At 33.0% G+C, this 26,969-nt stretch carries 18 protein-coding genes and 2 pseudogenes; 5 read left to right on the forward strand and 15 right to left on the reverse strand.

All coding sequences use genetic code 11. The annotated features are described in order from the left end of the window. Positions 1-410: 410 nt before the first annotated feature. The 4 genes from ACUXEY_RS26995 to ACUXEY_RS27010 form a co-directional block, all read right to left on the reverse strand. The gene (locus ACUXEY_RS26995) at positions 411-1,355 is read right to left on the reverse strand and encodes a response regulator (protein WP_461301991.1); all 945 of its coding nucleotides are present in this window, start codon (positions 1,353-1,355) and stop codon (positions 411-413) included. A gap of 4 nt (positions 1,356-1,359) precedes the next feature. Beyond that, positions 1,360-2,676, reverse strand: a complete 1,317-nt coding sequence (locus ACUXEY_RS27000; protein ID WP_426706345.1) for a sensor histidine kinase — start codon at positions 2,674-2,676, stop codon at positions 1,360-1,362. Positions 2,677-2,908: 232 nt separating this feature from the next. Beyond that, complete coding sequence (gene glsA, locus ACUXEY_RS27005; RefSeq protein WP_000568754.1) at positions 2,909-3,889, reverse strand: glutaminase GlsA; 981 nt, start codon at positions 3,887-3,889, stop codon at positions 2,909-2,911. 124 nt (positions 3,890-4,013) lie between these two features. After that, the gene (locus ACUXEY_RS27010) at positions 4,014-5,438 is read right to left on the reverse strand and encodes an alanine/glycine:cation symporter family protein (protein ID WP_376903931.1); all 1,425 of its coding nucleotides are present in this window, start codon (positions 5,436-5,438) and stop codon (positions 4,014-4,016) included. An 859-nt stretch (positions 5,439-6,297) separates the two neighbouring features. Here ACUXEY_RS27010 and ACUXEY_RS27015 point away from each other — a divergent pair. Continuing rightward, the gene (locus ACUXEY_RS27015) at positions 6,298-7,449 is read left to right on the forward strand and encodes an anion transporter (RefSeq protein WP_429602458.1); all 1,152 of its coding nucleotides are present in this window, start codon (positions 6,298-6,300) and stop codon (positions 7,447-7,449) included. 418 nt (positions 7,450-7,867) lie between these two features. Here ACUXEY_RS27015 and ACUXEY_RS27020 read toward each other — a convergent pair whose 3' ends face one another. Beyond that, on the reverse strand, positions 7,868-8,641 hold the full coding sequence (locus ACUXEY_RS27020) for a hypothetical protein (RefSeq protein ID WP_461301992.1): 774 nt from the start codon (positions 8,639-8,641) through the stop codon (positions 7,868-7,870). Positions 8,642-8,768: 127 nt separating this feature from the next. On the opposite strand from ACUXEY_RS27020, the gene ACUXEY_RS27025 reads away from it, so the two are divergent. Both ACUXEY_RS27025 and ACUXEY_RS27030 read left to right on the forward strand, forming a co-directional pair. After that, positions 8,769-9,296: a matrixin family metalloprotease gene (locus tag ACUXEY_RS27025; RefSeq protein ID WP_001009605.1), complete on the forward strand. Its 528-nt coding sequence runs from the start codon at positions 8,769-8,771 to the stop codon at positions 9,294-9,296. Positions 9,297-9,319: 23 nt separating this feature from the next. After that, positions 9,320-10,093 (forward strand): hypothetical protein, encoded by a 774-nt coding sequence (locus ACUXEY_RS27030; RefSeq protein ID WP_000949362.1) that lies wholly within the window; start codon positions 9,320-9,322, stop codon positions 10,091-10,093. Between the two features lie 630 nt (positions 10,094-10,723). Here ACUXEY_RS27030 and ACUXEY_RS27035 read toward each other — a convergent pair. The 8 genes and pseudogenes from ACUXEY_RS27035 to ACUXEY_RS27070 all read right to left on the reverse strand — a co-directional run bounded on the left by ACUXEY_RS27035 (position 10,724) and on the right by ACUXEY_RS27070 (position 24,269). After that, positions 10,724-11,881: a serine hydrolase domain-containing protein gene (locus ACUXEY_RS27035; RefSeq protein ID WP_461301993.1), complete on the reverse strand. Its 1,158-nt coding sequence runs from the start codon at positions 11,879-11,881 to the stop codon at positions 10,724-10,726. A 504-nt stretch (positions 11,882-12,385) separates the two neighbouring features. Next, positions 12,386-13,717, reverse strand: coding sequence for an erythromycin esterase family protein (locus ACUXEY_RS27040; protein ID WP_461301994.1), 1,332 nt, complete (start codon positions 13,715-13,717; stop codon positions 12,386-12,388). Positions 13,718-14,155: 438 nt separating this feature from the next. Further along, the gene (locus ACUXEY_RS27045; protein ID WP_461301995.1) at positions 14,156-15,745 is read right to left on the reverse strand and encodes a bifunctional metallophosphatase/5'-nucleotidase; all 1,590 of its coding nucleotides are present in this window, start codon (positions 15,743-15,745) and stop codon (positions 14,156-14,158) included. Positions 15,746-16,049: 304 nt separating this feature from the next. Beyond that, a pseudogene (locus tag ACUXEY_RS27050) lies at positions 16,050-17,479 on the reverse strand (IS4 family transposase). A 597-nt stretch (positions 17,480-18,076) separates the two neighbouring features. Beyond that, a complete protein-coding gene (locus tag ACUXEY_RS27055; RefSeq protein WP_461301996.1) occupies positions 18,077-19,222 on the reverse strand; it encodes an alpha/beta hydrolase in 1,146 nt (381 codons plus the stop codon). A 574-nt stretch (positions 19,223-19,796) separates the two neighbouring features. Next, positions 19,797-20,741 carry a nucleoside hydrolase gene (locus ACUXEY_RS27060; RefSeq protein ID WP_461301997.1) on the reverse strand — a complete coding sequence of 315 codons (945 nt, stop codon included), beginning with the start codon at positions 20,739-20,741 and terminating at the stop codon, positions 19,797-19,799. 278 nt (positions 20,742-21,019) lie between these two features. Continuing rightward, a complete protein-coding gene (locus ACUXEY_RS27065; RefSeq protein WP_461301998.1) occupies positions 21,020-22,327 on the reverse strand; it encodes a condensation domain-containing protein in 1,308 nt (435 codons plus the stop codon). A gap of 562 nt (positions 22,328-22,889) precedes the next feature. Beyond that, entirely contained in the window at positions 22,890-24,269 is a 1,380-nt protein-coding gene (locus tag ACUXEY_RS27070) for an erythromycin esterase family protein (RefSeq protein WP_429602468.1), read from the reverse strand. Between the two features lie 446 nt (positions 24,270-24,715). On the opposite strand from ACUXEY_RS27070, the gene ACUXEY_RS27075 reads away from it, so the two are divergent. Next, positions 24,716-25,030, forward strand: a complete 315-nt coding sequence (locus ACUXEY_RS27075) for a hypothetical protein (protein ID WP_461301999.1) — start codon at positions 24,716-24,718, stop codon at positions 25,028-25,030. 155 nt (positions 25,031-25,185) lie between these two features. On the opposite strand, the pseudogene ACUXEY_RS27080 reads toward ACUXEY_RS27075, so the two are convergent. Beyond that, positions 25,186-25,368: pseudogene (locus tag ACUXEY_RS27080) on the reverse strand (hypothetical protein); the annotation flags it as partial. A 24-nt stretch (positions 25,369-25,392) separates the two neighbouring features. After that, complete coding sequence (locus ACUXEY_RS27085; RefSeq protein ID WP_461302000.1) at positions 25,393-25,695, reverse strand: antibiotic biosynthesis monooxygenase family protein; 303 nt, start codon at positions 25,693-25,695, stop codon at positions 25,393-25,395. A 662-nt stretch (positions 25,696-26,357) separates the two neighbouring features. Between ACUXEY_RS27085 and ACUXEY_RS27090 the strand changes: the two genes are divergently transcribed. After that, on the forward strand, positions 26,358-26,690 hold the full coding sequence (locus tag ACUXEY_RS27090) for a DUF1904 family protein (RefSeq protein WP_461302001.1): 333 nt from the start codon (positions 26,358-26,360) through the stop codon (positions 26,688-26,690). Positions 26,691-26,969 lie beyond the last annotated feature (279 nt).

The following is a 26,969-nucleotide window of genomic DNA, read 5'->3' on the forward strand; positions in this document are numbered from 1 at the left end:
TCTAACCAAAAAGGGATTAGTGGTGGGCTATTTTTCTAAATTCTATGATTTTATATTGTTTTCTTTCACTAAAATCAAAAAAGATTCCGGAGTGTTAGGAACCCCTTCAGGGTTTCCCAACACTCTGAAAAAAAGATGCTAGAAGATAGCATCTTTTTTTCAATTCAACTTACTATGTAGTTATATTTTATTTTAGAAATACTCGTTTTTTTAAATGGATATTAATGTATAAAAAATACATATTCTTTTGTTCCAAGTTAGTACATTTCTACCAAATCGATACGGAATTTTCTGATTTTAAAACCAATATGAAATAAAGGAAAATCCTCTCTTAGAAAAACTATATAAAACAAAGAACATGAAAACAATTATCAATCTATTAATTGAAAATAATAATTAGCAAGAGTTTATCATCTTAATTCCAAGTGTATTCGTTTTGCTTCAAAATAAAGAACTTGAATAAATTTTTTCGTATCAATACGAGCAGGTACTGTTGGCTCATTATTCAATTCTGTCATCTTTCTCCTTACGGTAGTAAAATCAAAAAATCTAGAAGCATAATTTTCGAACTTCGGGTTTAAAAAATCAGTAAGTCCAAGGGAAGCTAAATGGTTTAATGATTGATAAATTGCTCTCCGAATCCGTTGTTTGGAAGCTTCTATGAACCTTTTTAATTCGGCGTCTTCAGCTGAATCCCCAAGTTTTTTTTGAGCTAAATTCATAAAAATCTCTTTTAGTGAGGGAAAACCTTGTTCCAACGTGTTATCTTGTTCATATTTATATAAATAATCTAGCATATCCATTAAATCTTTACTTCCACTTTCACTGGCTATTCCTAATTCAGACAAAAGAAAATGAATGGAATTTTGAAAATGATTAAAAGTATTTAAATGTTTTTCATTACGGTATTTTTCTTGCGCACTTGAATTACTATCCAATTTTAGTACCGTATTAAGCGATTCTTGAATGTTTTTTATCGATTTTTCCAAACGAATTCTTTCAATGACTTTCCGAACAACTGTTAATACTTCAATCCGGTTAATTGGCTTAATAATATAGTATTCAACGCCAAGCGAATAAGCTTCAGCAATTAATTCTTTTGATTCTACTTGAGAGACCATGATGATTTTCCCTTTAAACGAAGGCTTTATTTGACGAATTGTTTTTATTCCATCTTGAATCGGCATTAACAAATCGATAAATAAAATATCTATATTTTTAAGGATTGGCATGTATTGCTCTAAAGATGAACCATCCTCAGCTTCTCCTATAACCTCTCCAAGATCTTCATCCTCGATAATTTGAGCCAACATTGAGCGAACCGCTTTTTCATCATCTACTATATAAAAATACATAGAATCACCCTTTCGAAATTATATGATCAATCCCTAATCTAATTATAAAAATTGATCCTTTTCCTTCGGTTCTGTCCTCAAGCGTAACATCACCTTCTAGTTGTTCGACCATTTCTTTAACATACGATAGTCCGATGCCTGTCGATGGATTGCCTAAATCATCATATTTAGAAGTAAAACCAGGCTCAAAAATTGAATCTTTATATTTTGAAGAAATACCGGGACCATTATCGCCTATTTGAAATTCAACAAAATGGTGGTCTTTATTAATGTCAATTGTGATGGTTCCCATACTTTGGATAGCTTCTACAGCGTTTGTAACGATATTATTTATAATAGATAAGATTGTATAAATATGATAATGAGAATGTACACCATCAATTTTATACACAAATTGGATGTCTTTCTCTAGTAACTGTGCATATTTCGTATTCGCCCGTATAATGATATTTACCAGTTCATGTACAGACATATAATCTGTAAAACTTTCATCAGAAATTAGTTTTGAAAGCCCCGCAAAAATACGTTGATTATCCTTTTTAACATCATGGACCTCACCAGCAATTTGTAATGCCTGTTGCCTTAAATCCTGAAACTGAAAATTCATCTGTTTATGCTCAAAAGAATCTAAGGTTTTATATAAATCATAGGATTTTTTTGTTATATTCTCAGCATCTTGTAATGTTTTTTTTAAATGAACAGCATCTTCATATAAATTAGAGATGAGCATAAGCATATGTTCATTTTGTTTCTTTATGTGTCTCTCTCTTGATTGCGCTTCATACAATTTCATCATATTGAAAAAGCTTAGAACTATAAAACTATGGGAACATGCGATAACAATGATCTCATTTATTGCCTCGGATGTGATCGATGTTTTTAATACGAAATATTGAATCATTAATTCCACACAGTCTGACAATATTTCAATAATGCAACCAATCAACCCAATCATTAGTGGTTGATGATAAAAACGTTTAATTTTTGCTAAATGAAAGAGATACGAATACGTAAAATAAAAGAAAAAACTAGGATAGTGAGTATGAAAAGCGGCTAACCAATCCATATTTCCCTTTATAATGACATCCATTGAGATACGAAATACTACAACGACTATCGCTGTTAAAAAACCCGGTAAAAATGCTGGAACTCGTCGAAACAATAACAAAAAAAAGAAAAATGTTGGTGCACCAAAGCTCATTCTAAATGTTTCATTTAAGGGAAATGACTTTATTTCACCTACTAAGGGTACTGTAAGTATCATTAAAACGAGAATATAAATGTCTTTTTTTACTAAATTACTAAGATTCAAAATAATCACTTCTCACTTTCGCCTAACAGTCAGTATACAAACCTATTTACATTAATACAACACTTACTCTATTTTTTTCAAAACTGATAAATAAGATATAAACGAAAGCATTAGAGATTGTGAGTATTCATTACACTCTTCTACTTTAGAAAGATACTTTATAACTCAAAAATGTTCAGACACCATATAAGGTCTGAACACTTTTGGACTCGCTCTAACATCAAAATATCTGTGCTCCTTTTTAAAATATACTTAAATCCCATTCTTTTGCAATATGTTCTAACAACATACTTCCTGGTAAACTATTCCCATATTCATCAATGGCTGGTCCGTAAATACCAATACCACATCCATCTTGGAACGATAAATCCTTCCTAGATTTTGAGGGAACAAGTGTCATAATTCCGCCGGATACCCCACTTTTAGCTGGTAACCCAATGAAAGCGGCAAATTTGCCAGAAGCATTGTACATTCCACAAGTAAGCATTAAAGCTTTTGTTAACCTAGCTACTTCTTTAGGGAGCACTTGTTCTTTGCGAATAGGATGATATCCATCATGTGCTAGTATAAGTCCTATTAAGGCAATATCTTCTGTATTTATTTCAATCGAACATTGTTTTAGGTAAACCTCTAGTGTCTCCTCCACATCTGATTCTAGAAAACCATTCTCCTTTAAATAGTATGCTAAAGCTCTATTACGATGAGCCGTTTCCCATTCTGATTGAAATACTATTTCATTAATAGCAGGACGCTTCTCTATCATTTTCTCAATTAATACGTATATAGATTCTAATTTTTCTTGCACCGATGTCCCTGGCAAAAGTGAAGATATCGTAATCGCTCCAGCATTAATCATAGGATTAAAAGGTTTTCCTGGTTTATGTATCTCTAAACGAATAATCGAATTGAAGGCATCTCCAGTTGGCTCTACGTCAACTCGTTCTAATACATAAGAAATACCGCGACTTAAACAAGCGGCTATAAAACCGATTACTTTTGATATACTTTGTAATGTGAAAGGTACCTCCCAATCTCCTGACTTTATCATTGTTCCATCTGGCTTTACTATACAAATACCTAACTGCGATACATTTATTTCCCCCAGAGCTGGAATATAACTGGCGCTTCGTCCCTTAGCTGCATACATTCGATAATGAGCTACCCATTGATCTAAGCAAACTTTTTCTTGACTCTCAACTTGAACGCTAGAATCCTCTATCATTTAACAATATTCCCCCGTACTATTAACTTTATATAGAATAATTTTTTCTTTAATATCATCAATACTATTTGCACTAGAACCAAGAAAGATATTCAGACATATTGCAGTCTGAATATCTTTCTTATTACACACTTTTCTTTTTTGAAGTTTTCTCGTAACTATCCCAACATTCAATATTTTCAAGCCCTTTAATGTTTTCTTTATAAAAAATAGGATCTTTACCAGCTTTTTTCTGATTTATATAATCTTGTAACGCCGCAAATGCTACTTTTGAAAGTAAGGTAATAGCAATTAAATTAATAATAACCATAAAGCCCATAAATAAATCCGCTAAATCCCATACAATTTGAATCTTTGCAATGGAACCAAATACAATCATAGCCAACACACTTATTCTGTATATCATTAACCACACTTTACTTGTATGTAAGAAGCGAATATTTGTTTCACCATAATAATAGTTGCCAATTAACGCACCAAATCCAAATAAAAAAACAAAGATAGCAAGACAACCCGATGCCCAAGAACCGATGTGTTCACTTAATGCTGCTTGTGTAAGTGCAATACCATTTAACCCCGGTTGTTTATATGCATCAGAAAGCAAAATAATAAAGGCAGTGCTAGTACAAATGATCAATGTATCCGTTAATACACCAAATGCTTGAATCAGTCCTTGTTTCACCGGATGACTTGTTGTTGCTGTTGCAGCAACGTTTGGTGCACTTCCCATACCAGCTTCATTTGAAAATAAACCACGTTTAACCCCATTCATAAGTGCTGCACCAATTGAACCTCCTGCTATTTGTTTAAAACCAAATGCGTTTTGAACAATAAGAGAAAGAACTTCCGGCATTTTTGATATGTTGGTAACTACAACAAATAATGCAACTCCAATGTATAATACCGCTAAAAATACCACTTTGTATTCAGCCATTTTTGCAATACGTTGTACACCACCAAAGATAATCGCAGCGAAAGCAATGGCCATGATTATCCCGACTGTTAGGCGATCTGTACCAAATGCATTTTGAAAAGCAATTGTAACTGTATTTGATTGTACTGAATTGAATACAAGACCAAAAGTAATTGTGATTAAAATAGAGAATAATACTCCCATCCAACGTTTATTCAACCCTTTTTCCATATAATAGGATGGACCACCGCGGAAGCCAGTTTTATCTTTTACTTTATATATCTGTGCTAATGTGCTTTCAACAAAACTGGATGCCGAGCTAATAATAGAAATAATCCACATCCAAAATACAGCTCCAGGTCCCCCTAATGCAATCGCAATCGCAATTCCTGTAATATTCCCTGTTCCAACGCGAGCTGCCATACCAATACAAAACGCTTGAAAAGGAGAGATTTGATCTTTAGAACCACTTTTTCCCTCCATTAATACACGGACCATCTCTTTTAACATTCGAAACTGTACAAAATTCAATTTAAATGTAAAATAAATTCCGCAAATAACAAGCATAATAATTAACAATTTAGACCATAAAAAATCATTCGTTGACCCGACTAAATCTACAAAAAATCTTTCCATATTATCACTCCATACCAAAAATTTATCTATCATAATCTATATAAAATCACCTATATTCCCTGGCATAAATACCTCATTCATATTCAAATACAACAAGGATAAAAATTTTCTATATGAATAGGATTGGCCTGTTTAAGCAAACATCACAACATGTAACTGTAAAACTGAATTTTTGAAGAACTTAACGTTTATACATACGGTGCTCTATCCCCTTCTGTAAAACTAATATTCTTATCCACTAATATTGTTGTACTATTATGTTTGTTTCGTTTACCGGTGATTTACATTTAAATCATAATAATCAATAGTGATTAACTGGTTTTTGTTAATTTTCCCCAGAACATGGAAATATCTCCTTTCTCACTACTAATCTCAAAAATAGGCTAGGTAAAAAATTCATAGAAAAACTATGAAGCGCTTTCAATCTTCAACTAAGAGAAGCTTATTTTTAATTTATAATCAAAAGTACAGAATGTTACGAAAAAGTACAGATTTTTATAAAAACCAAAAAATATTTTAAGGTTTTTTCATCTAAAAAACAGTGAGGTTTTGTGAATTTTATACAGTATCCAAACATCACGGATTCCGTTCTACCTAACTTTTGACAAGTCTCTATTTTCTTCATAAAAACATGCATACTTTTTCTCTTTTAGAACTTCATATAAAGTATTTGAAATCAAGAATCGATAGGTTATTATAAGAATATTTTAAAAACAAAACATTTAATTTATTTATGGTATCATACAAAAAACATTTGTTTTCTCAATTAATCCCCTAGTGAGATTTGTTGAATATCTATTATTAAATGTATATTTCCTTTGCGTTTCATTTTACTAACATAGATTACAGGTGGTGTATTGTGAAAGAAATAGTATTCGTTCAAAATAAAAAAAGACTCCTTATGAAATTCGGATTTTTAAAAAAGGATATAGTACTTACCATTTCACTGATACTAGCAATTGTAAGCTGCTTCATATATTCGCCAAAGATCGAATATATTAACTTTGAAGTGTTAATTAGCTTATTTAATCTAATGGTGGCCATTAAGGCCTTTGAACAGCTAAAGATATTAGACAAACTTGCCGTTGCCATTTTAAATAAATGCAATAACAGCAGGTCAATATCCATTATTCTAATTTTGTTATGCTTTATTTGCTCCATGTTTGTAACAAATGATGTCGCTCTCCTCACTTTTGTACCAATAACACTTGTCATTAGTAAAAAAACACAAATGAACATGATGGATACAATCATCCTGCAGACAATTGCGGCAAACATCGGCAGTAGCTTGATGCCTATGGGAAACCCACAAAATTTATACTTATATTCTTACTATGGAATCAAGCTCATCCCATTTTTAGGTTCAATCCTGCTTTTAGCTGTACTTGGAATCAGTTTGTTATTTATATTTACTCAAAAACTTCAAAAAACAGATTTAAAAATAGAACTACCTGTTATTACCGTGAAGAATCGAAAAAAAGCTACCATCTGGATTTTGATACTTATCACTATCATTGCATCTATTTTTGGTGTCATTAATTATTACATTGCGCTAATAGTTACATTGATGGCAGCATTTACGTTAGATAGAAACTTACTATTTAAGATCGATTACTTTCTTCTAATAACCTTTGTCTGTTTTTTTATTTTTATCGGAAACATTTCCCATTCCGATGCACTGGAGACATTTGCTCGCGCTAATTTAAGAGGAGATACTTCAGTCTTCTTTAGTTCCATATTTTTGAGTCAATTGATTAGTAATTTTCCTACTTCAATTCTTCTATCAAACTTTACTTCTGATTGGAAAGCTTTATTACTAGGAGTAAATATTGGAGGGCTTGGAACAATTATCGCATCTTTAGCCAGTGTAATTTCCTATAAACTATTCACTCAAGCCAATAGTAAAGAGAGTAAGGCGTATTTAATTAAATTTAGCATTTACAACTTTGCATTTTTAATCATACTTACATGTATACAATACTTTATCTTTAAATTTCTAAAAATTTTTTAAAAAATTGATTACTTTAGAAAAACCCAAATTTCTCAGCATTAAATTGAGAAATTTGGGTTTTAATATAGGTATGCTTAAAGAGATACAACAAAGTTACCATCAATTTAATATTTTGAGATGTTCCCAAAGCGAAAACCTTGTAGCTTTTACGTTATTTATTAGATTTCAGTTCATTTTTTATTATGTAATTGATAAATTTATTAAGTTAATGGCTTTGAAATCGTATCAAATGCCCATCAACCTAACAAAATAAAAAGTTTTAATTTCTAAAGTTAATGAATTAAAAACCACTCAATTTTTTTTTAGCTTTAAAAGAAAATACATTTTCTTATTAAAATGCACTCAGTTATATAATAAATGACTGAATTTATAGAGTAATAACTTTCAATTAATAATAAAAATATAGCTTATTACAATGTTATTTCATTTTTGAAGTCCTCTTCACAAAATCCTTAATGTCCCTCAATTTTTTTCCGCTAATGTTATCTTTGATCGTTGAATCTATGTCATTTTCAATATAAAAAGTTTTATTCTTAACCTTTGTTTCAAATTTATATTTATTTTTATCCCAATTTATTAGATTGCTCTTTAAGTGTGCAATATTTCTTAAATCAAATTCAATCATAAAAGGTTCTAAAGCTGGATAAAAATGTCCAAGTTTATTATTTTCTTTTAAAAAAACTATATATGTCTCCTCGGATTTTGGTTTTATATACAATGGATCTTTATTTTCTACTTTTTTAGTAAACACTTTCGTAGCACCTTTCAGAATGATTCCATTTTTATCAATGATTTCATTACTTTCCTCTAATACGAGATTTTCTGAATATCTATGATTTATTAAGATTTCATTCTTTACATAGTCCCCTTTTAAGATTTCTTTGACATGAAAACTAAACAAATGGCCTTCAACATCTTCACTTTGAATCTCATGTGATGAACTGTTTGCCATATTCCATTTAGAGTATAAGCCGTCATATTCACCTAGTACAATTACGTCTGCTTCTTTAACCATTTCGCTTAAATGATTTGTAGTTTTGAATGTCTTATTTAATACTATAGTTTCAGAATTCGATGACACGCTAGACACTCCTGCCACATCTATACTGGACCAAATTGTTTTACCAATAATAATTAAAAAAGTAAATATGAATAAACATAGACACCATTTCATTGCTTTATATTTATACATTATAATAAAGTCTCCCTAAATTATATTTTCTCAATACAAAATATTCTAAATGTTAGTTAAATATTAATCCAAAAGAAGAGAATGGTGCTATAATTCTCTTGTTAAAAATAATCTTTGGAGGGATAATATGAATTTTAAAAAAGGGATTACTGCATTTTTATTAGGTACTGTGTTTGTTTTTTCAAGCGTTGGCGTTTCAGAGGCTTATGTAAAAGAAGGATGGAAGCTGCCTTCAAAATCAGCTACATATAAATGGGGAGACAGATTAGACGATGGCTCAAGTATCATCAAATCCGGTTGGCAAGCTGCCGATTCAGCGTGGTACACTGCTTCTCGTATTAATTTTACAGTTTCCTCTTCTTCTGTGAACACATTAAACTCTTGGTTTGAAAGTTCCTCTACTTATTATGGAAGAATGAAGACATCTTATAATACATCCACTAAAAAAGTAACGAAATTTGCTGGTGATATTAACGCAGGTAATACAAATATTACAAAATCAAATGTTGCTAAAAGTACAGGAGTCCATGAGTTTGGTCATGCAATAGGAATAGGTCACAACAGTGGTACTTCAATTATGAATAGCAATCGTAATCGTACTACTATGCATGTCCCTCAAACTGACGATAAAAATGGTGTAAATGCAATCTATTAACAGAAAAAGGAGATGATTTCTTAATGTTAAGTAAAAAAGCAAAAACTATGGTAATTGCAATACCTTTGGCTACAGTAATTGGTTTGGGAGGATATTCAGCATTTAATAGTCACTTCTCCCCTGTTGCTGAAGAAGATAAGAATACCGAAACTGTTATTCTCAGTAAAGATTTCCCTGCTACAAGTGATTTAAATCAAATGATTAATGAAGCAGATCTAGTTGTAATCGGTGAATATGAAGGTCTTGACTCTAAGTGGAATATGGCACGTAATCCAAGTAATCCATCGGAAGAGGACAAAGAAAATTACGTTGAAGGACATCTATATAATTTCAACATTTCCGAAACAATTAAAGGTGTGAATGAAAATAAACAAATAAAAATCAATCATCGTTTCGCTGAAACTGTAAAACTTGAAGATTCTAATGCAGTTGTTGCACCAGATGGCACAGTTACAAAAAAGGCTACTAAGATAACTACTAAAGAGGTGCAAAATAAGGATCCTTTATATATCGAACCTATGGTTAATAAAAAATATATGATGTTTTTAAAGAAGGATCAATTATTTGGTAACTACTACGGAGCAATTGAACCATTCGCAATTACCTTTGATGAAAATAACAAAGCAGACCTTCAGACAAACATAGAAACTATTAATGAAAGTAAAATGTCTTCCAAAGCACAACTTGCAGGAAAAACAATTGTATTAAAAAATGAAATACATGAAACTATTACTGACAATATTAGCGGTAAGACTCTTGATGAATTAAAAGAACAAGTAAAACAAAAAAACAAGTAATAATTATAACTTATATTGATTTTCCCTATTTTATAAGATAATTAAAATTAATTTATAACTGTTATTACAGATTAAAGAAAAATCATTTTTTTCACCCAAAAGCAACTGCCTATCAATTTTTTTAGTAGGCAGTTGTTCAATTATTAAAATAAAGTACCATACTGTTTAATTAAATACTATTTCCAAAACAAAAAAGTAAAGGTTTTCAATTCACTTCAGCTTTCTTGTCTCTAATTCATATATTCTTCTAAATTTGTTTTTTTGTATATTCCCAAAAAAAATTCCTATATAGCACATGTACCAAGATTCATCCCCATAACTAGTTACATTCTCCTTTTTCTATTGTTAATAGCTTCATAATAAAAGCTGTTAAACGGAAAAAGTGCGAAGTCTTAAATTAGACTTCGCACTCTATATAAATTTACAATTAGTGACAATACCCATACAAATACAATAGTATAACTCATTATATGTGTTGCTCTTTTAATCGGCCAATGTATAAACCTTAGCTATCTCTCATGATTAGTTTGATTGTTTCTAGATACTTAATCCCCTCTATACTAATTTCAATCAGTAATCTATTCCGATTGAAATTACAAATAACAAAATTTATCCGCTTTTCCTTTTTGCCTACTTTCTAAATTCAGCAAGTAAAATACTTTTAAAAGGATCAGGATTACTAAGGTTAAAGCTGTTTAAATTGACGGCCACTGTATGCTTGCCTCCAAGTGTTCCACCAACAAAAGTGGAAAACCCTAGAACGCCACCTCTGTGTCCCCATACCGAGACACCGTTCGGAAGCTTAGTTTCAAAGATTCCAAGGCCATATCCGGTTCCTTCTCTTTCTGTAGGCACTGTAGTAAGCATTTGTTTTAGTTGCTGTTCCTTCAGTAATTTGCCACTGAGTAAGTAAGAGAAGAATTTGTTTAAGTCGTCAGCAGTAGAAATCATATCTCCATCCGAGCTACCTGGGTTAATATAAGTAACATCTTTTAGCTCACTTGCTCCGTCTAGTTGGAAATAGCCACGGGCATGCTTGGTGCCTGGAATCACGCTTGAATTGCCAGGTAGGAATGTATTTGACAAATCAAGCGGTTCAATAATCCGCTTTTCAACCTCTTCCGCATAGCTATTTCCAGTTACTTTTTCAATAAGAATTCCCAGTACTACGTATCCTGTGTTTGAATAAGACCAATCCTTTCCTGGAGCAAAGTCTGGAGGAAGTGAAATTCCCATCTTTACGAATTCTTCAGCCGTATACGATTTTTTTGTATCCATAATATCAAAGTCTTTTGAATTTATATAGTCAGCAATACCACTTGTATGATTCAAAATTTGCCGAATCGTAATTTGGTTGCCATCATATCCGTTTCCTTGAATGACACCAGGCAACCATTTTTCAATGGAATCGTCTAGATTCAAACGGTTCTCCCCAGATAATTGAAGTAGAACTGTTGCAATGAACGTTTTCGTCACACTGCCAATGCGAAAGCGAAAATCTGCTTTCATTGGTTTCTTTGTTCTTAGATCCGCTATCCCAGCGGCATAACTCCAAGTTTTACTACCCTTAGAAATTTTAGCGAGTATTCCCGGATATCCAAGTTGCAGTGCATCCTGCATTGCTTTCTTAACGGAAGTACGATCGTATTGAGTATTAGTTTGTAAAGAACTAGATATATTTTTGATGGGTTCTGCTTTTACAATTGAGGTTGGTGTTATGTATAACAGGGAACTTCCAGCTATTAAAAGTGCTAGACTTGCACATGTAATTTTACTGCGTGTTTTCATAAAGAATTCCTCTCTTCTATTAAAATTGTATAGATAGTAGATAGCTGTGTCATATGCGAACCACACAGCTATCCATTCTCCCAATGATGAAAAAGCAACAATGCATTTGGAATCATTGTACTCATTATTTTCACAAAACACTCTTGTTACTGATTGTTTTATATGTAGGCCGTACTTGTTCCCCCCCTTCACGCCTCCTTATATTTTTATCCTACACATTGAAAATCTCTTTTTCCTTACCTATCCCTTACAAATTCCTTACATTCGAAATCGCTTCTAAAATAATAGGATTGAAGGAGCATCTATGCCCGAAAGCGCAAAAAAACACCGATGTTTGTCGCTTCGGTGTTTTTTGCGCTTTAAATATTAAAGATTCATTTTACTCTTAACAGGTTAAATTTCCATTTTTTCTAATATGATTATTCTCCTTGTTCTATTAACACAAATTTCATAGTGTTATATGAAACACTTCTCACGTTTTCATTTAGGCACATTATTCTAATTTTATTGATGCAGTTGAGATGGACTCAATTTTTGAATTTGAACAAGTATATCAAATGATTTACCTAATGATATATCAACAGTTTTTGGTATATCAGGTCCTTCCGTAGTTATCCCAGCGAAAATTGGATGTTGTTCGTTTAACCAAGTTTTTGTCACTCCGTTTGCCTTACGTAAATCAATAAAAAATTGATCTTTTTTAACTTGTCCAAAGATGTAGTTATAACTGTTTGGATCATCTGATTTTAATGTTCCATATGGGCCAAATTCACCGTTGCTATTATAGACATTATATTGTCCTTCATAAACTGATGTTCCAATAGACACATACCCTTTCCCATAATATTCTGCTAAATGCTGCCCAGCTACTTTAGGGTATATAAAAGGAATCATATTTGTTTTCGAAACGTGTCCATTATGTCCCCATACAATAGTTTTTCCTAAATGTTCCTCAGTCCACTTCGCATTTTCATACATTGCAATATCATGTTTCAAATAAAAGTCCGATGGTTTATCAGGATATGACGCTAACATTGTAGTAAATTGTTCAATAATACGAGCATTTTGCTTTATCCATGCGAATTCTGTCGATTTTCCATTTAAATAACTTTTATTTTTTTCTAATAAAGCAATGATTTGTTTAGCGTCTGAAATATACTTTTCCTTTTCTTCTTTCGTAAGACTGCCAAAGGTATCCATATCCTTCGTTACAGGAATAAGACCTTCTATCTTCTCTTCTACTCTAGGCACAAGATCTGAATTATTTCTCTTTACATATTCTATTATATTATTATAAACATTCTCATTTACTGATTGAATATCCATCCCGATGACACGCACTTTAGATTTATGTTTTGGATTAGCATTATATTGCCGAATCCAATCAAGTAAATCCAACATTTCTTTCGTTTTAAATGTAGGTGATAGATGTTGGCTTGGGTTTCCCTTACCAGTAAGAACATATCTATCAAGTTCCAAAGCTCTGTCCCATCCCTCTTCTAAAACTAAATTAGTAAAGCCCTTTTCAGATACTAAATAATTAACAATACGGTGTTTCATCGTAAAAACTTCATGAGCCCCATGCGTAGCTTCACCTAAACCTACGATTGAAGCTGAACCTATCATACTCTTAAGTGGTTTTAAATCATTAAGAGATGCAGTTGGATTCGTTGTTTTTAAAAGCTTTGCATGTGCTTCTAACCATTCCACTATTTGATTTGTATTGTATGGAGCTGTAACAGAAACTTCTGTTTTCGAATCTGCATAAGTACTTCCTACAAAATTAGTGAATGTTATAGCAGAAGCAACAATTGCAATAATCATTTTCTTTTTCATAAAAACCTCCTGAAATACATCTTTATTAATTTTCAACATAATATAAGGACTTCCGTTAAAACCATTAACTCCCTTATTACTGTTAAGATACATTTATTCTAGTTCCTAAAACTCACTTATTTCTTAATAGGATCTTAAGAAATCCTTAATTCACTCATACGAATATAAAACTACATGAGCTTCAATCCATTGTAGTGTAGTTAATATTGGGCTAATAGGAAGTTCCAAATTTTGTTTTTTTGCAATGTATTCTCTTTATCATAAGGTTTGTTTAGGGCTGATTTTTTGTTTACTTCATTTTTTTCGGCACTCTGCATCTAGACGGTATACCCATTGGCCACAGTAAGACTTTATTCCAAATCCACAAAAAATAGATTACCTGCACACTAAAAAGTATAGTGTACAGGTAATCTATTTGTTTTTGAGATTAATAAAAAACTAATTTATTTTTTGAATTCTTCCATCAATAATAGACTGAATTGGTTCTTTTGATTTTTTTATATAATCTACTAATGCTTCAAAATCAGTTGGTCCTGTTTCAGCATCTTTACCGTTTTTAAAGGATACAAATCCATCTCCACCTGAAGCTAGAAATGCGTTCGCAACAACGCTGTAAGTTTTAGAAGGAATAATTTCTTCTCCATTGGTTAAGCGAATACTCGTTACTTTTTCTCCATTAGGTTTGTTCGCATCCCAATTGTATTGGATCCCTGAAATTTGAAGCATTCTTGTTATGTCTTTTTGCCATTGTTGATTTAAAATATCACGAATGTCCTGGCCTGTTAAATTTACTTTTACTAATTGATTTCCGAATGGTTGAATACCATATATCTCGCCCCATGTAATATCACCAGCATCTAAGTCATTACGAATACCACCAGGATTCATAAGTGCAATTTCGGATTGCATTGTTGCACGCTGGGCATCAGCAACTAAATTTCCGAGAGTAGATTCACCAGCCGTATTGAGTTTACGATCTAGTGGAGCAATAGACTTACCTACAACTTCATTGACAAGAGGTGCGATTTTCGCTTGATATTTTTCCATCTTCTTCTTTATTTTTTTATCAGGCTCCATGCCTTCATGGTAAGTTGTAACAATTTCTGCTTTTTTCTCAACAATATCTTGTGTTTTACGATCAATCTTTACATCAACATCAGCAAAAGCCATACCATAAGAATTTGCTTGTACGACAAGTTTATTATTAACAGTTCCATTTACATAAGTGTGGCTATGCCCACCAAAAATAACATCGACTTCTGGATCAGTCTCATTTGCTAATCGGACGATATCACCATTTGTTACGCCGTTCCCATCTGTTGTACCTCCGTTATGTGCAAGAACAACGATAGATTTAACGCCTAGTTTTTTTAATTGCTTTACGGATTTGTTAATAGCTTCAACTTCATCTGTAATTTCTACATTGTTTAGCATAGTAGGCATAACAAGGTTAGGAACATCCGTTGTTACGACTCCTATAAATCCAACAGGAACTCCTTGTACCTTTTTTATAGTGAATGGTGGTAAAAATAAACGACCGGTGGATTTATTATAGAAATTTGCAGCAACATACGGGAATTTTGCTCCTTTAAAATTCCCCGTTTTCTCATGGTACCCACCATAAATAAGGCGGTTCATTTCCGCAATACCTTCATCAAATTCATGATTTCCTATAGTTCCAACATCGAATTTCAAATCATTTAAAAATTCGATCGTAGGTTCGTCTTGTAATAATGCTGAAACAGGAGTACTTGCTCCAACAACATCGCCAGCATGTACCTTTAATGTATTCGGATTTTGTTTTTCACGATCACGTAAATAAGCTCCTAAGTACTCAATTCCCCCTGCATCTTTATTATTAATTTTTTTTACAGTGTCTAGTTGCCCATGAAAATCGTTAATACCGAGCATTTGCACATCTATGTAGCGGTTTGGTCCTGTACTTGCTTGGGCTGAAGGCGCAGCAAATACACTAGTAAAAGTAACTGTACTTATTGCTAAAGCAACTGGAATAATTTTTTTCAACATAAAATTTCTCTCCCCTAATTAAAATCTGACATAATACGATGTTATTTTAATATATTAAGAGAATTATTTCTATAAAAATTCAACTAATTATAAAAATTAATAAAATTTTATTGTTTTCTGACAAAAAAACTCAAAAATGTGAAGGTGTAAAACGACAATTTTAAATAGAACTTTGTTAACGTACCGAAAAAAACAGTTTTTAACTTAGTAATTATTTAGCGTACGAAATGAGCCTTGTTTCAAAACTAGCAAGTGATAAAAAAGTAGGCATGCTAAAGAAGCCTATTAAAACGCGATTTTTTCGCTAGGCAGCTTGTCTATGCTTCACCGTCGTTTTATACACAATCCCTAGAATATCAAAGACGGTCATCTTCTTATATCTATGACATTTACGACCGTTCTTTTTGAGCAGTTGATAAAGGCGATGCAGAATTTTTAAAATTTCTTCTGTGCCAACGGATATCGCTTGAAACAGTAACGGAAAGTAATCTTTAATCATATAAATCGCTTTGTATTCACTCAGCTCCTGCTTTTCTTTTCAAGCAGAAACTGTCGCATTTGAAACATCGTAGAAGAACAGAGGAGAATGCCGATGAGTTGTCCATATAAATGGCACTCTAGGCGTTCTCTTTTTATATTTTTACATTCATCAATTTCAAAGAATGACTTCCACGTTTTAAACAAAATTTCAATCTGCCAACGAAGTGAATATAATGAATGCACGTAGTTCGTCGGTACTTCTTCTAGCGACGTGTTCGTGATATATACATTCATGCCCATTAAACGTTTACTTTTATCCTTCATGACAATGCCTTTCTTCTTTTCACGTATCACTTGGTTTTTCAGACGTGTTTGCGTTTGATCATCGGTTAAACGATGGATAATGACACGTGCTGGAAGCTTCTGATTTTGGCCAATGTATGCCTCGGAAATTTCCATCGTTTCACCAGGGATTAGACCAGACATCATTTGTGTCATATCAAGCTGGATGTATTCTGTTTGCTTTTTTAACGTACCATTGTTGAAGTATTCTGGTTCAGGGTTCTTGATATAAATGCGTGTATTCAACTTCAACCGCGAGATATAGTAAGCCTCTTTATCATGAATGGTTTGTAAGTCTCCTAAATCGAAGTAACCAAGATCACGTAAACACAAATCGCCCGCCTCTACGGTTTCAAGGCAGATGGTACCGTATGTTTTATCATTATTTTTTCCTGGTCCAAGCTGCACGTTAAGAAATTGACCACTAAGTAAATCATATTCCAATTGGATTTTCACGCCTGCCGTATTACTACTCCCACCTGAACCTTGATAGTCAGTGGCGAAATGGTCAGGCAGTTGAAACACTGTTGCATCTAAAATACGGATACGATTGAAAGTAGAGATCACGTGTGCAGAAAGTGAGTGATTTGAACAGAGTTTTTGTGTGAGAAGAGAAGTAAAGACTTCTCGAAGAAATGCGACAGCTGCTGGATTAAAGCGTTGATTCAGTCCTTATGGACTCATGAGTGTAGCTGTATTTGCAAAAAGCTGACTACATAATCGAGTAAGAGAATCGCTTGCTACGTGTTGACTAATCCAAATACATAAAGCGGCCAAATCTCGTGCGCCATACTTACTTTTACGTTTTACGAAACCCGTCTCCTGTGCGAGCTGTTGAAGGATACTTGGAGATAGATATCGCTGTAGTTCTTCAGCGAATAAATGAGACTCATCTTGAATCGATAGAGTCATACAAAACGCCATCCTTTCTGTATTTTTCTACAAAAAGAATAGCGTTTTTTTGATTATATGGATACAAATTTATCTTAGCTTGATAGCAATGTGGTGGGACCCCATTTAAGGGGGAATTTTATTTTATTAGCTTGATAGCGATGTGGCGAAACCCCTTCCTGTTCCAGATAAAAAGAAAATCGTTCTACTATATTCACATCCTCACTCCTTTCTATAAATTGTGTTGCATAAGTAATCACTGAGTTTATCCTAAATTGTGTTGCGTTAGAATCATAGATTCATAGTTATTATAGCGCCCAATACAACACAATTAATATTGTGGTGTATTAGGTACTAGTTGCATTTTAAAGATTTCATTAATATAAGATATGATGTAGATTTTAATTATTTAATGGAGGAGAAGTTATGGAACGAATCGATGTATACAAAAAAACATGAAAATGGGTAGTAATGCTACTTGGTTGTAAATCACTTCATGATAGATATTTAAAAACAAAGATGGATAATATAGTTTCTTTGAAAGTCCCTATTCTAAACAATTAGGCAGACTAAAAATTTTAGTCTGCCTAATTGTTTTTAAATGGATAATTTATATGTTTATTTATTATATCTTTGAAGAAATGCCGTAACCTTCTCTTTTGCAAACTGAGTACTCAAACTACCTGGGTTTATATCGAATCCATGGTCGACGTCTGGAAGAAGGTAGAATTCATGAGCTACATTTTTTACAGTCAGTTCTTTGTCTAACATTTCACCTTGTTCTACTGGAACTATACGGTCACCTGTTCCTAATAATGTAATGGTCGGTGGTGTGTTGTCTTGAATATAATTGATCGGTGAAAGTAATTTATATCGTTCGGGAAATTGTGAAACAGTGCCTCCAATGTACTCTTTCATAACACCGTGTACATAATTAGTGCTCGGATTATCATTATAAAACATTGTCATATCTGCTGGCCCATACATGTTAATGACAGAGTTAACATGTACTTCTGGAACATTAGTTGAGGCTGGTAACTGTTCTTCCCCCATACTATAAGCAGCCAACATAGCGAGATTTCCTCCTGCCGATTCCCCCATTACATTTATTTTATTCGGATCAATCTGATAGGTATCTGCATTCTGTAATACCCATCCTAGTGCTGATTTGATATCTGCTACTTCATCTTTCCATCCTGCTTGTGGGGGCATACGATATTGTACGTCAAAAACGGTGTATCCTAGGTCATTTAGCCATTGTTTCCAGTGTGGAGCTTCTCCTTTATCACCCGATACCCATCCTCCTCCATGCACTAGTACAACAGCAGGCTTTAATTTGTTTTTTGAAGTCTCTTTGGCTGGCCACACATCCATCTTTAATTTAATACCATCCGTAGTTTTTCCATACACTACATTCTCCATGGGTTTTGTTGATATAGTTTGGCTGTTGAAAAAGTGGGAACTAAGAGAAACAGTGGCGTCTTTACTGTAAGCATAGCTCAACATACTAGTAATTGGCTGTACAGTTAGAAAGATTAATAGTAGTGACAATGGTACTAAAATCACCTGTGCAATTTTGGCTTTTTTCCAAAAAGCTAGTATTAAAAGAACTATTATAAACAATGTTACAATTAATAGAGACACTGGAAATAACGCTGTGGCCCAAGCGAGTGAACTCATTAATTTATCCATATCACTTGGATTCATAATATAGTACGATATTATGCCAATGATAGGGAATGCTACTAATGTTAGGATGGTCAAAATCCATTGTATAATGCCTCTAGGTCTCCAAGATGTTGTATGTTTCATTTTTATTTAACCTCCATATTATTTAGATTTTAAGTATAAAGTATTTTCATCACATTTGCTATTTAAGGGGGTCTCGCCGCATCGCTATCAAGCTAAGAAAAGCAAACACCCCAAAACGAGAAAATTGACATCTTCAGGTGAAAATGCGCAATTTTTATTGTTTTGGGGGCATTATAAAATTCTTAAGTTGATGGGCATGTGGCGAGACCCCATTAATAAGAAAAAGCATAGAAATAAGGTCTATTTTTACGCTTTTTTTAAATTATAAATTTCAACTCATTTTCCTAACATACACTGATTAAATTCAACAATTCTACTATGAAAATAAAATTAGATAATGCTCTTATTCTATCCTTACAGTTTCTTTCTATTTTGACATGGTTTTTAATTAAGAAACTACAACATAAACTCCCTCCAAAATTATAGAAAAAAGTTACGGTGCTATAAAATAAAAACAAACATTTGGAGGGTGCTTCAAAAACATAGCTTGATGACAATGTAGAAATTAGATATATAAGGTTTTTAACTAAAATAGGTCGCCAGTCATTACACTCATAAACTCTTTAAAAAACTGTTCATAATTCATCTGCATTGCAATCCTATGTTTTGGACGATTACCGAATGTTTCTGGTTCAAAAGTAGATCTGAAATCTCCTATACTTTGTCCTCGTACAGTATCAAGTACATTAACAGTAACTGCTGATTGATGGTACGTAAAAATATCATCACGATTAATTGCAATCAAAGTGAGTGCATCGTGAACCGGGCTACCTTGTATTCCAGGAACTTTTTTTTGATAAAATTGGTAATAGTAATAGTCTAAAAGAGGCTTTAAAAACTTAGTTTTTCCTTTTGAGTGAATATAATTTACCATTTCTGGTGTTACAATAGCGGATTGTGTAACATTTAAAGGATAAATTGATAGATTTTTTGCGTATCTCATTACAATGTTGGCAGCTCCAGGATCACCATAAAAGTTGGCTTCGGAAATAGGAGTAACATTTCCTGGATATAGAAAAGATCCTCCCATAATATAATAGGAATGTACATATTCCATCACTTCTCCATAAAGGAGAAGTAAAGTTGCAAGTGAAGTTAGCCTACCGGTATTCACGATAATAAGTTCATTTTTGTACTGCTTAATAAGTGTGAGAACATCAAAAAAATTCTCAAAAGTTTGAATGTTTATCCCTGGCTGAATGGGCCCTATCCCAAATTTACCGTGAACTTCTGGATAAAAAGTTTCAGTTTCTGAAGACATAGAATGCTCCGCTCCACCAAAAACTTTTATATATTCTTTTCCTACACTTTTAAGTAAAAAACGAACATTTCTAACAACTTCAGCTTTAGGTACGTTTCCATAGTCTGCAACAATTCCTATAACGTCAATTTTTTCTGTTAAGTGCGCATATATGATAGCTATTGTATCGTCAATTCCAAAATCTCCAAAAAACAATACTTTTTTTCCCATACAATGTGACTCCTTATTTTTAATGTTTTTTTCAACAGATTATAATTATAGGATTCTAGTCGTAGTATAATGTTATTCCTAAATCATTTTGTAGTATTGTTTATGCGATAATTTATCTATTTAACATATAATTTCGTTAATAATGAATACATTCCTTTTCTATAAATAAAGCATAAAGATAAGTGCGATCAGAGAAGATTTACAGAGTTTCGCCGTACATGAGACGAGCCACTAAAATACCATTCCGTTAGAAATTTTTGCGCTATATGTTCGTTTATTTATAATAGTTGATTCACAACGCTTTCTAAAAATTTGTCTACCTTTTCTTTTGATGTATCCGGCGCATGATAGCCAATCGTAAATGAAAGTCTTCCATTATATGAGCTTGCTCCCATTGAAAAGAATGGTGCATACATAATGGGGGATGTCATATACCCATCCTCAGCTTGAATTTCACCAAACTGAATAGGTTCATCAGCGATTACCCCGAAATTTGTCAGTAATGGCAACGCCATCCCCATCTGTACAGCCTTTTCGTATTGCTGATTATACATTTCCTTCACCGTAGAAAGCTTCATACCTGCCAGTAGCTCCATTCCTGCTGCTGAAGAAAGACCTGGATTTTGAGACTTTATTTTATCCATTGATTGTTTAACTCGAACAAGAGTCTGATTAAATGTTTCATCATCTTCCATTTTAATCACTGGCATTTCCATACCGGATAAGTTGCAAATAGCACCAGTTGTATAATTAGGCAGATATCGACGTAAATCAATTGTCAAACCAATCATTTTTTCTGGGGTGCGAGGTTCTGCATACACAGTGAAATGTGATAAAGCTCGGAAGTATGCAGTCATGATTACATCATTCAAGGTAGCCTGGTGTGCTTTTGTCCATTGGGTTACACGTAGAGTTTGCTCATGGCTCAACCGCCGTACGGACATTTGAGGGAATTTATTTTTGTTAGATTGAGATGGAAAAGACCATAAGGATGCCTGTTGTTCTTGATTAGGACGATACGCACTTTTTATGTCGGATATTCCAGCATATTTGAATACATGTGATTGATCTCGAAAACTTCCATTACCTTCACCAAATTCCTTTATAATTTGACTCTTAGATCGTCCCAAGAAAAGATGAGTATAAATTGTTCCAAGTAAATGAATATATTCCTTGACTCCTGTACCATCTGAACATAGATGAGATAATTTCACAACTAACATATCTATTGTAGTGCCTCGTAATAATTTTGTTTGAACCATTGGCCCTTGAATACGATCACCAGATTCCTTAATGAAATCTATTGCCTTTATTTCAAGGTCTTGATTATTTCCTTCTGCAAAAAAGCAAATAGGTGAGTTAGTGCAAGATGAATGTTCCTCCCAGTAAGGAAGATCATTTTCTACAAAACGGCTGTTCAAAACTGGCTGCAATTGTAACGTTATCCTTACTGATTCCTCAAGTAGTTCCTTTGATATACCTACAGGAAAATAAAGAACCGCATTAATTTGTTGATCTGCAGAATAAAGACCTAATACATAATTCATTCGATCTTGTGGTGTTACTGAATACTTTCTTTGTTCCATAATTCCGTCCCCCTTTAGAACTTTTTTGTATAACCCTATTCTCCATATGTTTGTAACTTTTCTAGTCATTTTTCTTCAAGAGTTAATAACGCTTACTTTTTGAATTTTTTAACGAAAGCATCTTCTCCGTATTGGTTTTATTGTTATTAAAAATACCTACCCCATTAAAATCAAACAAAAATAAATTAAGTTTACATATATGCAAACATTTTATAATATCGTTTGTAAATTATCAATAAGACAAATAAATCATTTTTATGTCTGTCAATAAAAAATAATATATTCAAGGGCTACCTCCTAATAAAAGGTTGATAAGCATGTATCTCTACCCAAATTGCTATCAAAATAAGAATGAGAATTTCCCCATAAAAATATGCTGCAAATAGTGATTTTACAGTAAAAAAAGCCCATCCATTTTGAAAATGTGCAATCAAAATGAGTAGGGTTATTTAATGAATATATTGTTTGATCGTTAGTATTTGAATGCATCGAATCGTATGTTGTTTACGTGCAATCATGACAAGAAAAGAAGCATCCTTATATAGTAAGGATGCTTCTTTATTTATTTTAGTAAAGAAGGCGTCGTCTTTTCTAACCACAGAATGCCATCATATTGTTCTGTCGGAACCATGATTTCTTCTCTTTCTTTGTCGCCCCAATAACTTGACGCAGTAGGAGTAAACATCCATGACGTTTCTGGTCGTTTACTTTCTCCCTTTAGGTTAACAAACACATTGGGGCTTCCCACCGTGCTGATTATTTTTTCAACACTTTGTTCTTCGTGTTCGTTATGTACGGTAATAATATCTTTATTGTTAGAATTCCAACTGCTTCCACTATAGGCAAATACGCCAATCGTGTACATTTGATTTTTTATGCGCTGCGGAAGGTAATCCATCATATTTGGGGCTACATAATTGTATTGTTGTACCTTCATAAAATCTAATAACATTTTCGAATTTTGTTTTCGAATATGATAATTATGCCCCCATACAATAATTTTTTTATTTTTATGCTGCATTTCAGTAAGCCATGCTAAGTTCTGTGCCATTTTTTGATCTCGGATATAAAAAGAGTAGTCTGTAAGGGTAGGCGAGAGGATACCCCCTTTAGCTTTCATATCAGCATCTAAATGTGTTTTTATCGCATCAATTCGTATACTAATTGATTTTTCAAGGAAATTCACATCATACGTAGGATGAGGTGCAACCTGAGTCAATTCTGCTTTATGATTTTGAATAAACGTTCTTACGCCTTCAAATTTGTTGATTACAGGCTGTATGTCTCTTTTATATTGATCATAGGGATAGGTACCCTCTAAATTATAGTAATACTTATCTAGTCTAATCAACTCTGTTACTGCTGTATCAAATTCAGATGCCACTTCTGGGCTTAGTTTTTGCAACCATTCTTTTGCATAAGGATAGAAGGGTGAATGATAAAACAGATTTATATCAAATCCAGCTAATGTGAGTGGCGTTCCTTTTTCTTTTTGTTCTTTCATATAGATAAACAATTGTTCAATTTCCTCTGTTTGCCATACACCTTCTAACGATTGCTTCATTGCTTCCGTAGCTGTTAAGCGGTCGAAATTTTGCTGAACAGCTGATGCTTCCGCCAGCCCTGATTCAAATGCAATCACATCATATCCCATTTCCTCATGTAAGTACTTAATCATTCGTATTTTGGATTGATTGATTTCTTTCGCACCATGTGTACTTTCGCCAAGTACAACAATACGCTTGTCTTTTACCGCCTCTTTAAGAAATGATAAATCTTTTGTTGTTTGGGAAGTGGGTTCATGTAATCTCTTTGCATGCTCATGTAACCACTCCTCCCACTTTGGTTGATCAACTGGTTTTTCTGCGGCAAAAGCGACAGATGTAAAGGTTGTACAGGCTAGAAGTGTACTCATTAGCCCAAGTTTCCATTTTTTACGCACAACAACGCCTCCAAGAATTATTTTTTAGAGATTGAATAGAATAAATATAAAAATTTACTAATATACCAATATTTATAATAATACAAATACAGATACTGAACAATATAAATATTCCGAAAAATAAAGATAAAATTAAAACATATTGAAGAAACCTTCTATATAGAGATCGCACCCAATTAAGAAGAAAAAGCTTAGAAATTTAATCTTTCTACGCTTTTAAAATTATTCAACTCCAAAAAACTGTACATTTTCTTCTAGAGATACTAATTTTCTAATTTTGATGTATTTATTCACCTTAGCTTTCTTCCATTGTGGTGAAAAACCACTTAAATATATAGATTCCAACAGAAATTTATATTACTCCTTCAAATAAATAAAATCCTTGCAGTAAAACCATATATACTATATACACGTATACATTAAACATACTTTAAGGAGAATAGAACATGATAAAACATATACTCAGTTTCATACTTGGAACATTTGTTATGATAATTGGTTACGTTTGTGTTATTCCCTACACCCTCGGAACCATTGACGGTAATGTAAGCTATATTACTCAAGACAAAAAGTATTTTAGTAAGCTATATGACTATGACATTAACCTTTGGATGATTGCAATGCTTATATTTTGCATTTTCACTGCGATTTCTGTTCTTATATTAAAGTTACCTAATTATAATAAGGGCAAAAACACTCATATAAAAAAATATAGTCAAACAAATCGGCGAAAAAAAGCAAGGAGAAGGCGTTATAAATAATCATTTTCTTATATTAGAGTTTTTACTTCTAATAATATCTAAGCTTATGATATCCGTGTTTTTACGCGACTTCCCCTTGATGGGACCCCCTATACTTAGTTAGAAACTCATAAATTACTTTAATTTTGCATTCTTCATTTATAGTATCCATTGTTCTAGTGGATATTTTCCGAATGTGTAAGTTTGAAAACATCACGCTCTGGAATGTGTTTGTATAGCATGTTTTCTTCTTTGACAAGAATATCATAAGAATGATAGTCGTGTTCAATCGAACCGCCAAAATCTCTAATGTCAATTGTTCCAATGAGAATCTGATTTCCGAATTTAAACGATACTTTTCAAGTATTAATAGACGGTCAAGTTCAGTTTCGTGATAACTCTACACGCTCAAAGTGTTCAACTGTTGGAAATGGATCATAAAAGTGATGCAATAATGCTTTCCACTCTTGATATTGTTCAGATTGTCGAAATCCTATCGTGTGATCTTCTAAAGTTTCCCATTGCACAAGGAGCAAATATTTCCCTTTCCGCTCCATACAGCGTTGTAATTCATGATTTATGTATCCTTGCATGGAAGAGATGATTGAAGATGCTTGCTTAAATGCCGATTCATACTCCGTCTCCATACCGTCTTTTACTTGCAACATGACTGCTTCTAAAATCATTTTGAATTCCTCCTCCTTTTCCTAATTGTACCATGTGGGGGGAACGCTGTATGAGAAGTTTTGATATATAACATTAACATAACGTCTCATTATCAGTAGTAAGGACAAGGAGGAATCTTCCCCTCCAAGGGAACCTCCTTTCTTTTTCTATCGAGCTATGCATTTTTTATACATTCCTATCCTGGCACGGTTTTATAGTTTTTTTTGTTGGATCAACAAAAAAACTGTATTAAATTTTTCATACTCCTAGGGGTCACTATATATGAACGCTACGTATTTGACTTTCTCAATGACCAACATTACTTAACGTGGTAAAATAGTATTCGGATGGGAATCCAATGTTATTAAAATTAAAGTGGTTATCAAGTCGGAGGAAGGCATCTTAGGGTGTCTTTTCTTTTTAAAATATATAAGCGCACCATCCCTTTCCTAATAGAGGCCTCCCCCTCATGCCTCCTTACAGGGAGAATGATAAGGCATTTTTTTATTTACCCAATTACCGAGCTCTCAAATATTTTAAATAGTTACAATACATGTATTGCTTCAATAACATATGATTATTCTTAAGAATGTCATTGAAATGTACCAATAGATGTTAGTACAACAAAATAAATTGTGTTATGATGTGAGCAAATATAAAGCTATCTAACGGAGGGATTCACATGCCGCATGTTGTGTTTCGTGGAATTACTACTGAACAATTAAAACGCATAAGCAAGCCATTAGTAGAAGAGCTCGCAGAGATCTGTGAGTGTGGTACGGATAATTTTACGTTGGAACTACCAAGTTCTACGTTTGTATTCAATGGAGAAGAAATAGAAGCGTTTCCTCTTATTGAAGTGAAATGGTTCGAGCGTGGACAGGAAATTCGTGATCGATTTGCCAAGGCCATTACTACATATGTAATGGATTTTGGAATTCCAGAAGTAGAGGTTGTATTTACGGTTTTCACAGAATCAGCGTATTATATTAACGGGAAGCATTGTGCAAGTTAGAGCGATTTGAAAGATTTTTGTAACATTTATAAGAGATAGAACCACATTGCCATCAAGCTAAGAAAAGCAAATATCCAAAAACAAAATAATGAACTCAATTCTCATAGACAACTATCTGTGAAGAGATAAAATTTTTGTTTTGGTGGACATCAAAATATTAGCTTGGTGGATATGTGGCACTACCCCATCGCTATCAAGTTAAAAAATACATTCTTCCCCAAAACGAAAAAAATAACATGAGTTCTTATAAACAACAGTAGAAATATAAAATTTTGTTTT

The sequence above is a fragment of the Bacillus sp. F9_6S_D1_P_5 genome (assembly GCF_054823925.1).

Coding starts and splice junctions, on each gene's coding strand:
- ACUXEY_RS27010 (WP_376903931.1), bottom strand. CDS start 5,438: ATGGAAAGATTTTTTGTAGATTTAGTCGGGTCAACGAATGATTTTTTA.
- ACUXEY_RS27020 (WP_461301992.1), bottom strand. CDS start 8,641: ATGTATAAATATAAAGCAATGAAATGGTGTCTATGTTTATTCATATTT.
- ACUXEY_RS27085 (WP_461302000.1), bottom strand. CDS start 25,695: ATGATTTTAGAAGCAGTCATGTTGCAAGTAAAAGACGGTATGGAGACG.
- ACUXEY_RS27075 (WP_461301999.1), top strand. CDS start 24,716: ATGATAAAACATATACTCAGTTTCATACTTGGAACATTTGTTATGATA.
- ACUXEY_RS27045 (WP_461301995.1), bottom strand. CDS start 15,745: ATGTTGAAAAAAATTATTCCAGTTGCTTTAGCAATAAGTACAGTTACT.
- ACUXEY_RS27035 (WP_461301993.1), bottom strand. CDS start 11,881: ATGAAAACACGCAGTAAAATTACATGTGCAAGTCTAGCACTTTTAATA.
- ACUXEY_RS27025 (WP_001009605.1), top strand. CDS start 8,769: ATGAATTTTAAAAAAGGGATTACTGCATTTTTATTAGGTACTGTGTTT.
- glsA (WP_000568754.1), bottom strand. CDS start 3,889: ATGATAGAGGATTCTAGCGTTCAAGTTGAGAGTCAAGAAAAAGTTTGC.
- ACUXEY_RS27090 (WP_461302001.1), top strand. CDS start 26,358: ATGCCGCATGTTGTGTTTCGTGGAATTACTACTGAACAATTAAAACGC.
- ACUXEY_RS27040 (WP_461301994.1), bottom strand. CDS start 13,717: ATGAAAAAGAAAATGATTATTGCAATTGTTGCTTCTGCTATAACATTC.
- ACUXEY_RS26995 (WP_461301991.1), bottom strand. CDS start 1,355: ATGTATTTTTATATAGTAGATGATGAAAAAGCGGTTCGCTCAATGTTG.
- ACUXEY_RS27030 (WP_000949362.1), top strand. CDS start 9,320: ATGTTAAGTAAAAAAGCAAAAACTATGGTAATTGCAATACCTTTGGCT.
- ACUXEY_RS27060 (WP_461301997.1), bottom strand. CDS start 20,741: ATGGGAAAAAAAGTATTGTTTTTTGGAGATTTTGGAATTGACGATACA.
- ACUXEY_RS27065 (WP_461301998.1), bottom strand. CDS start 22,327: ATGGAACAAAGAAAGTATTCAGTAACACCACAAGATCGAATGAATTAT.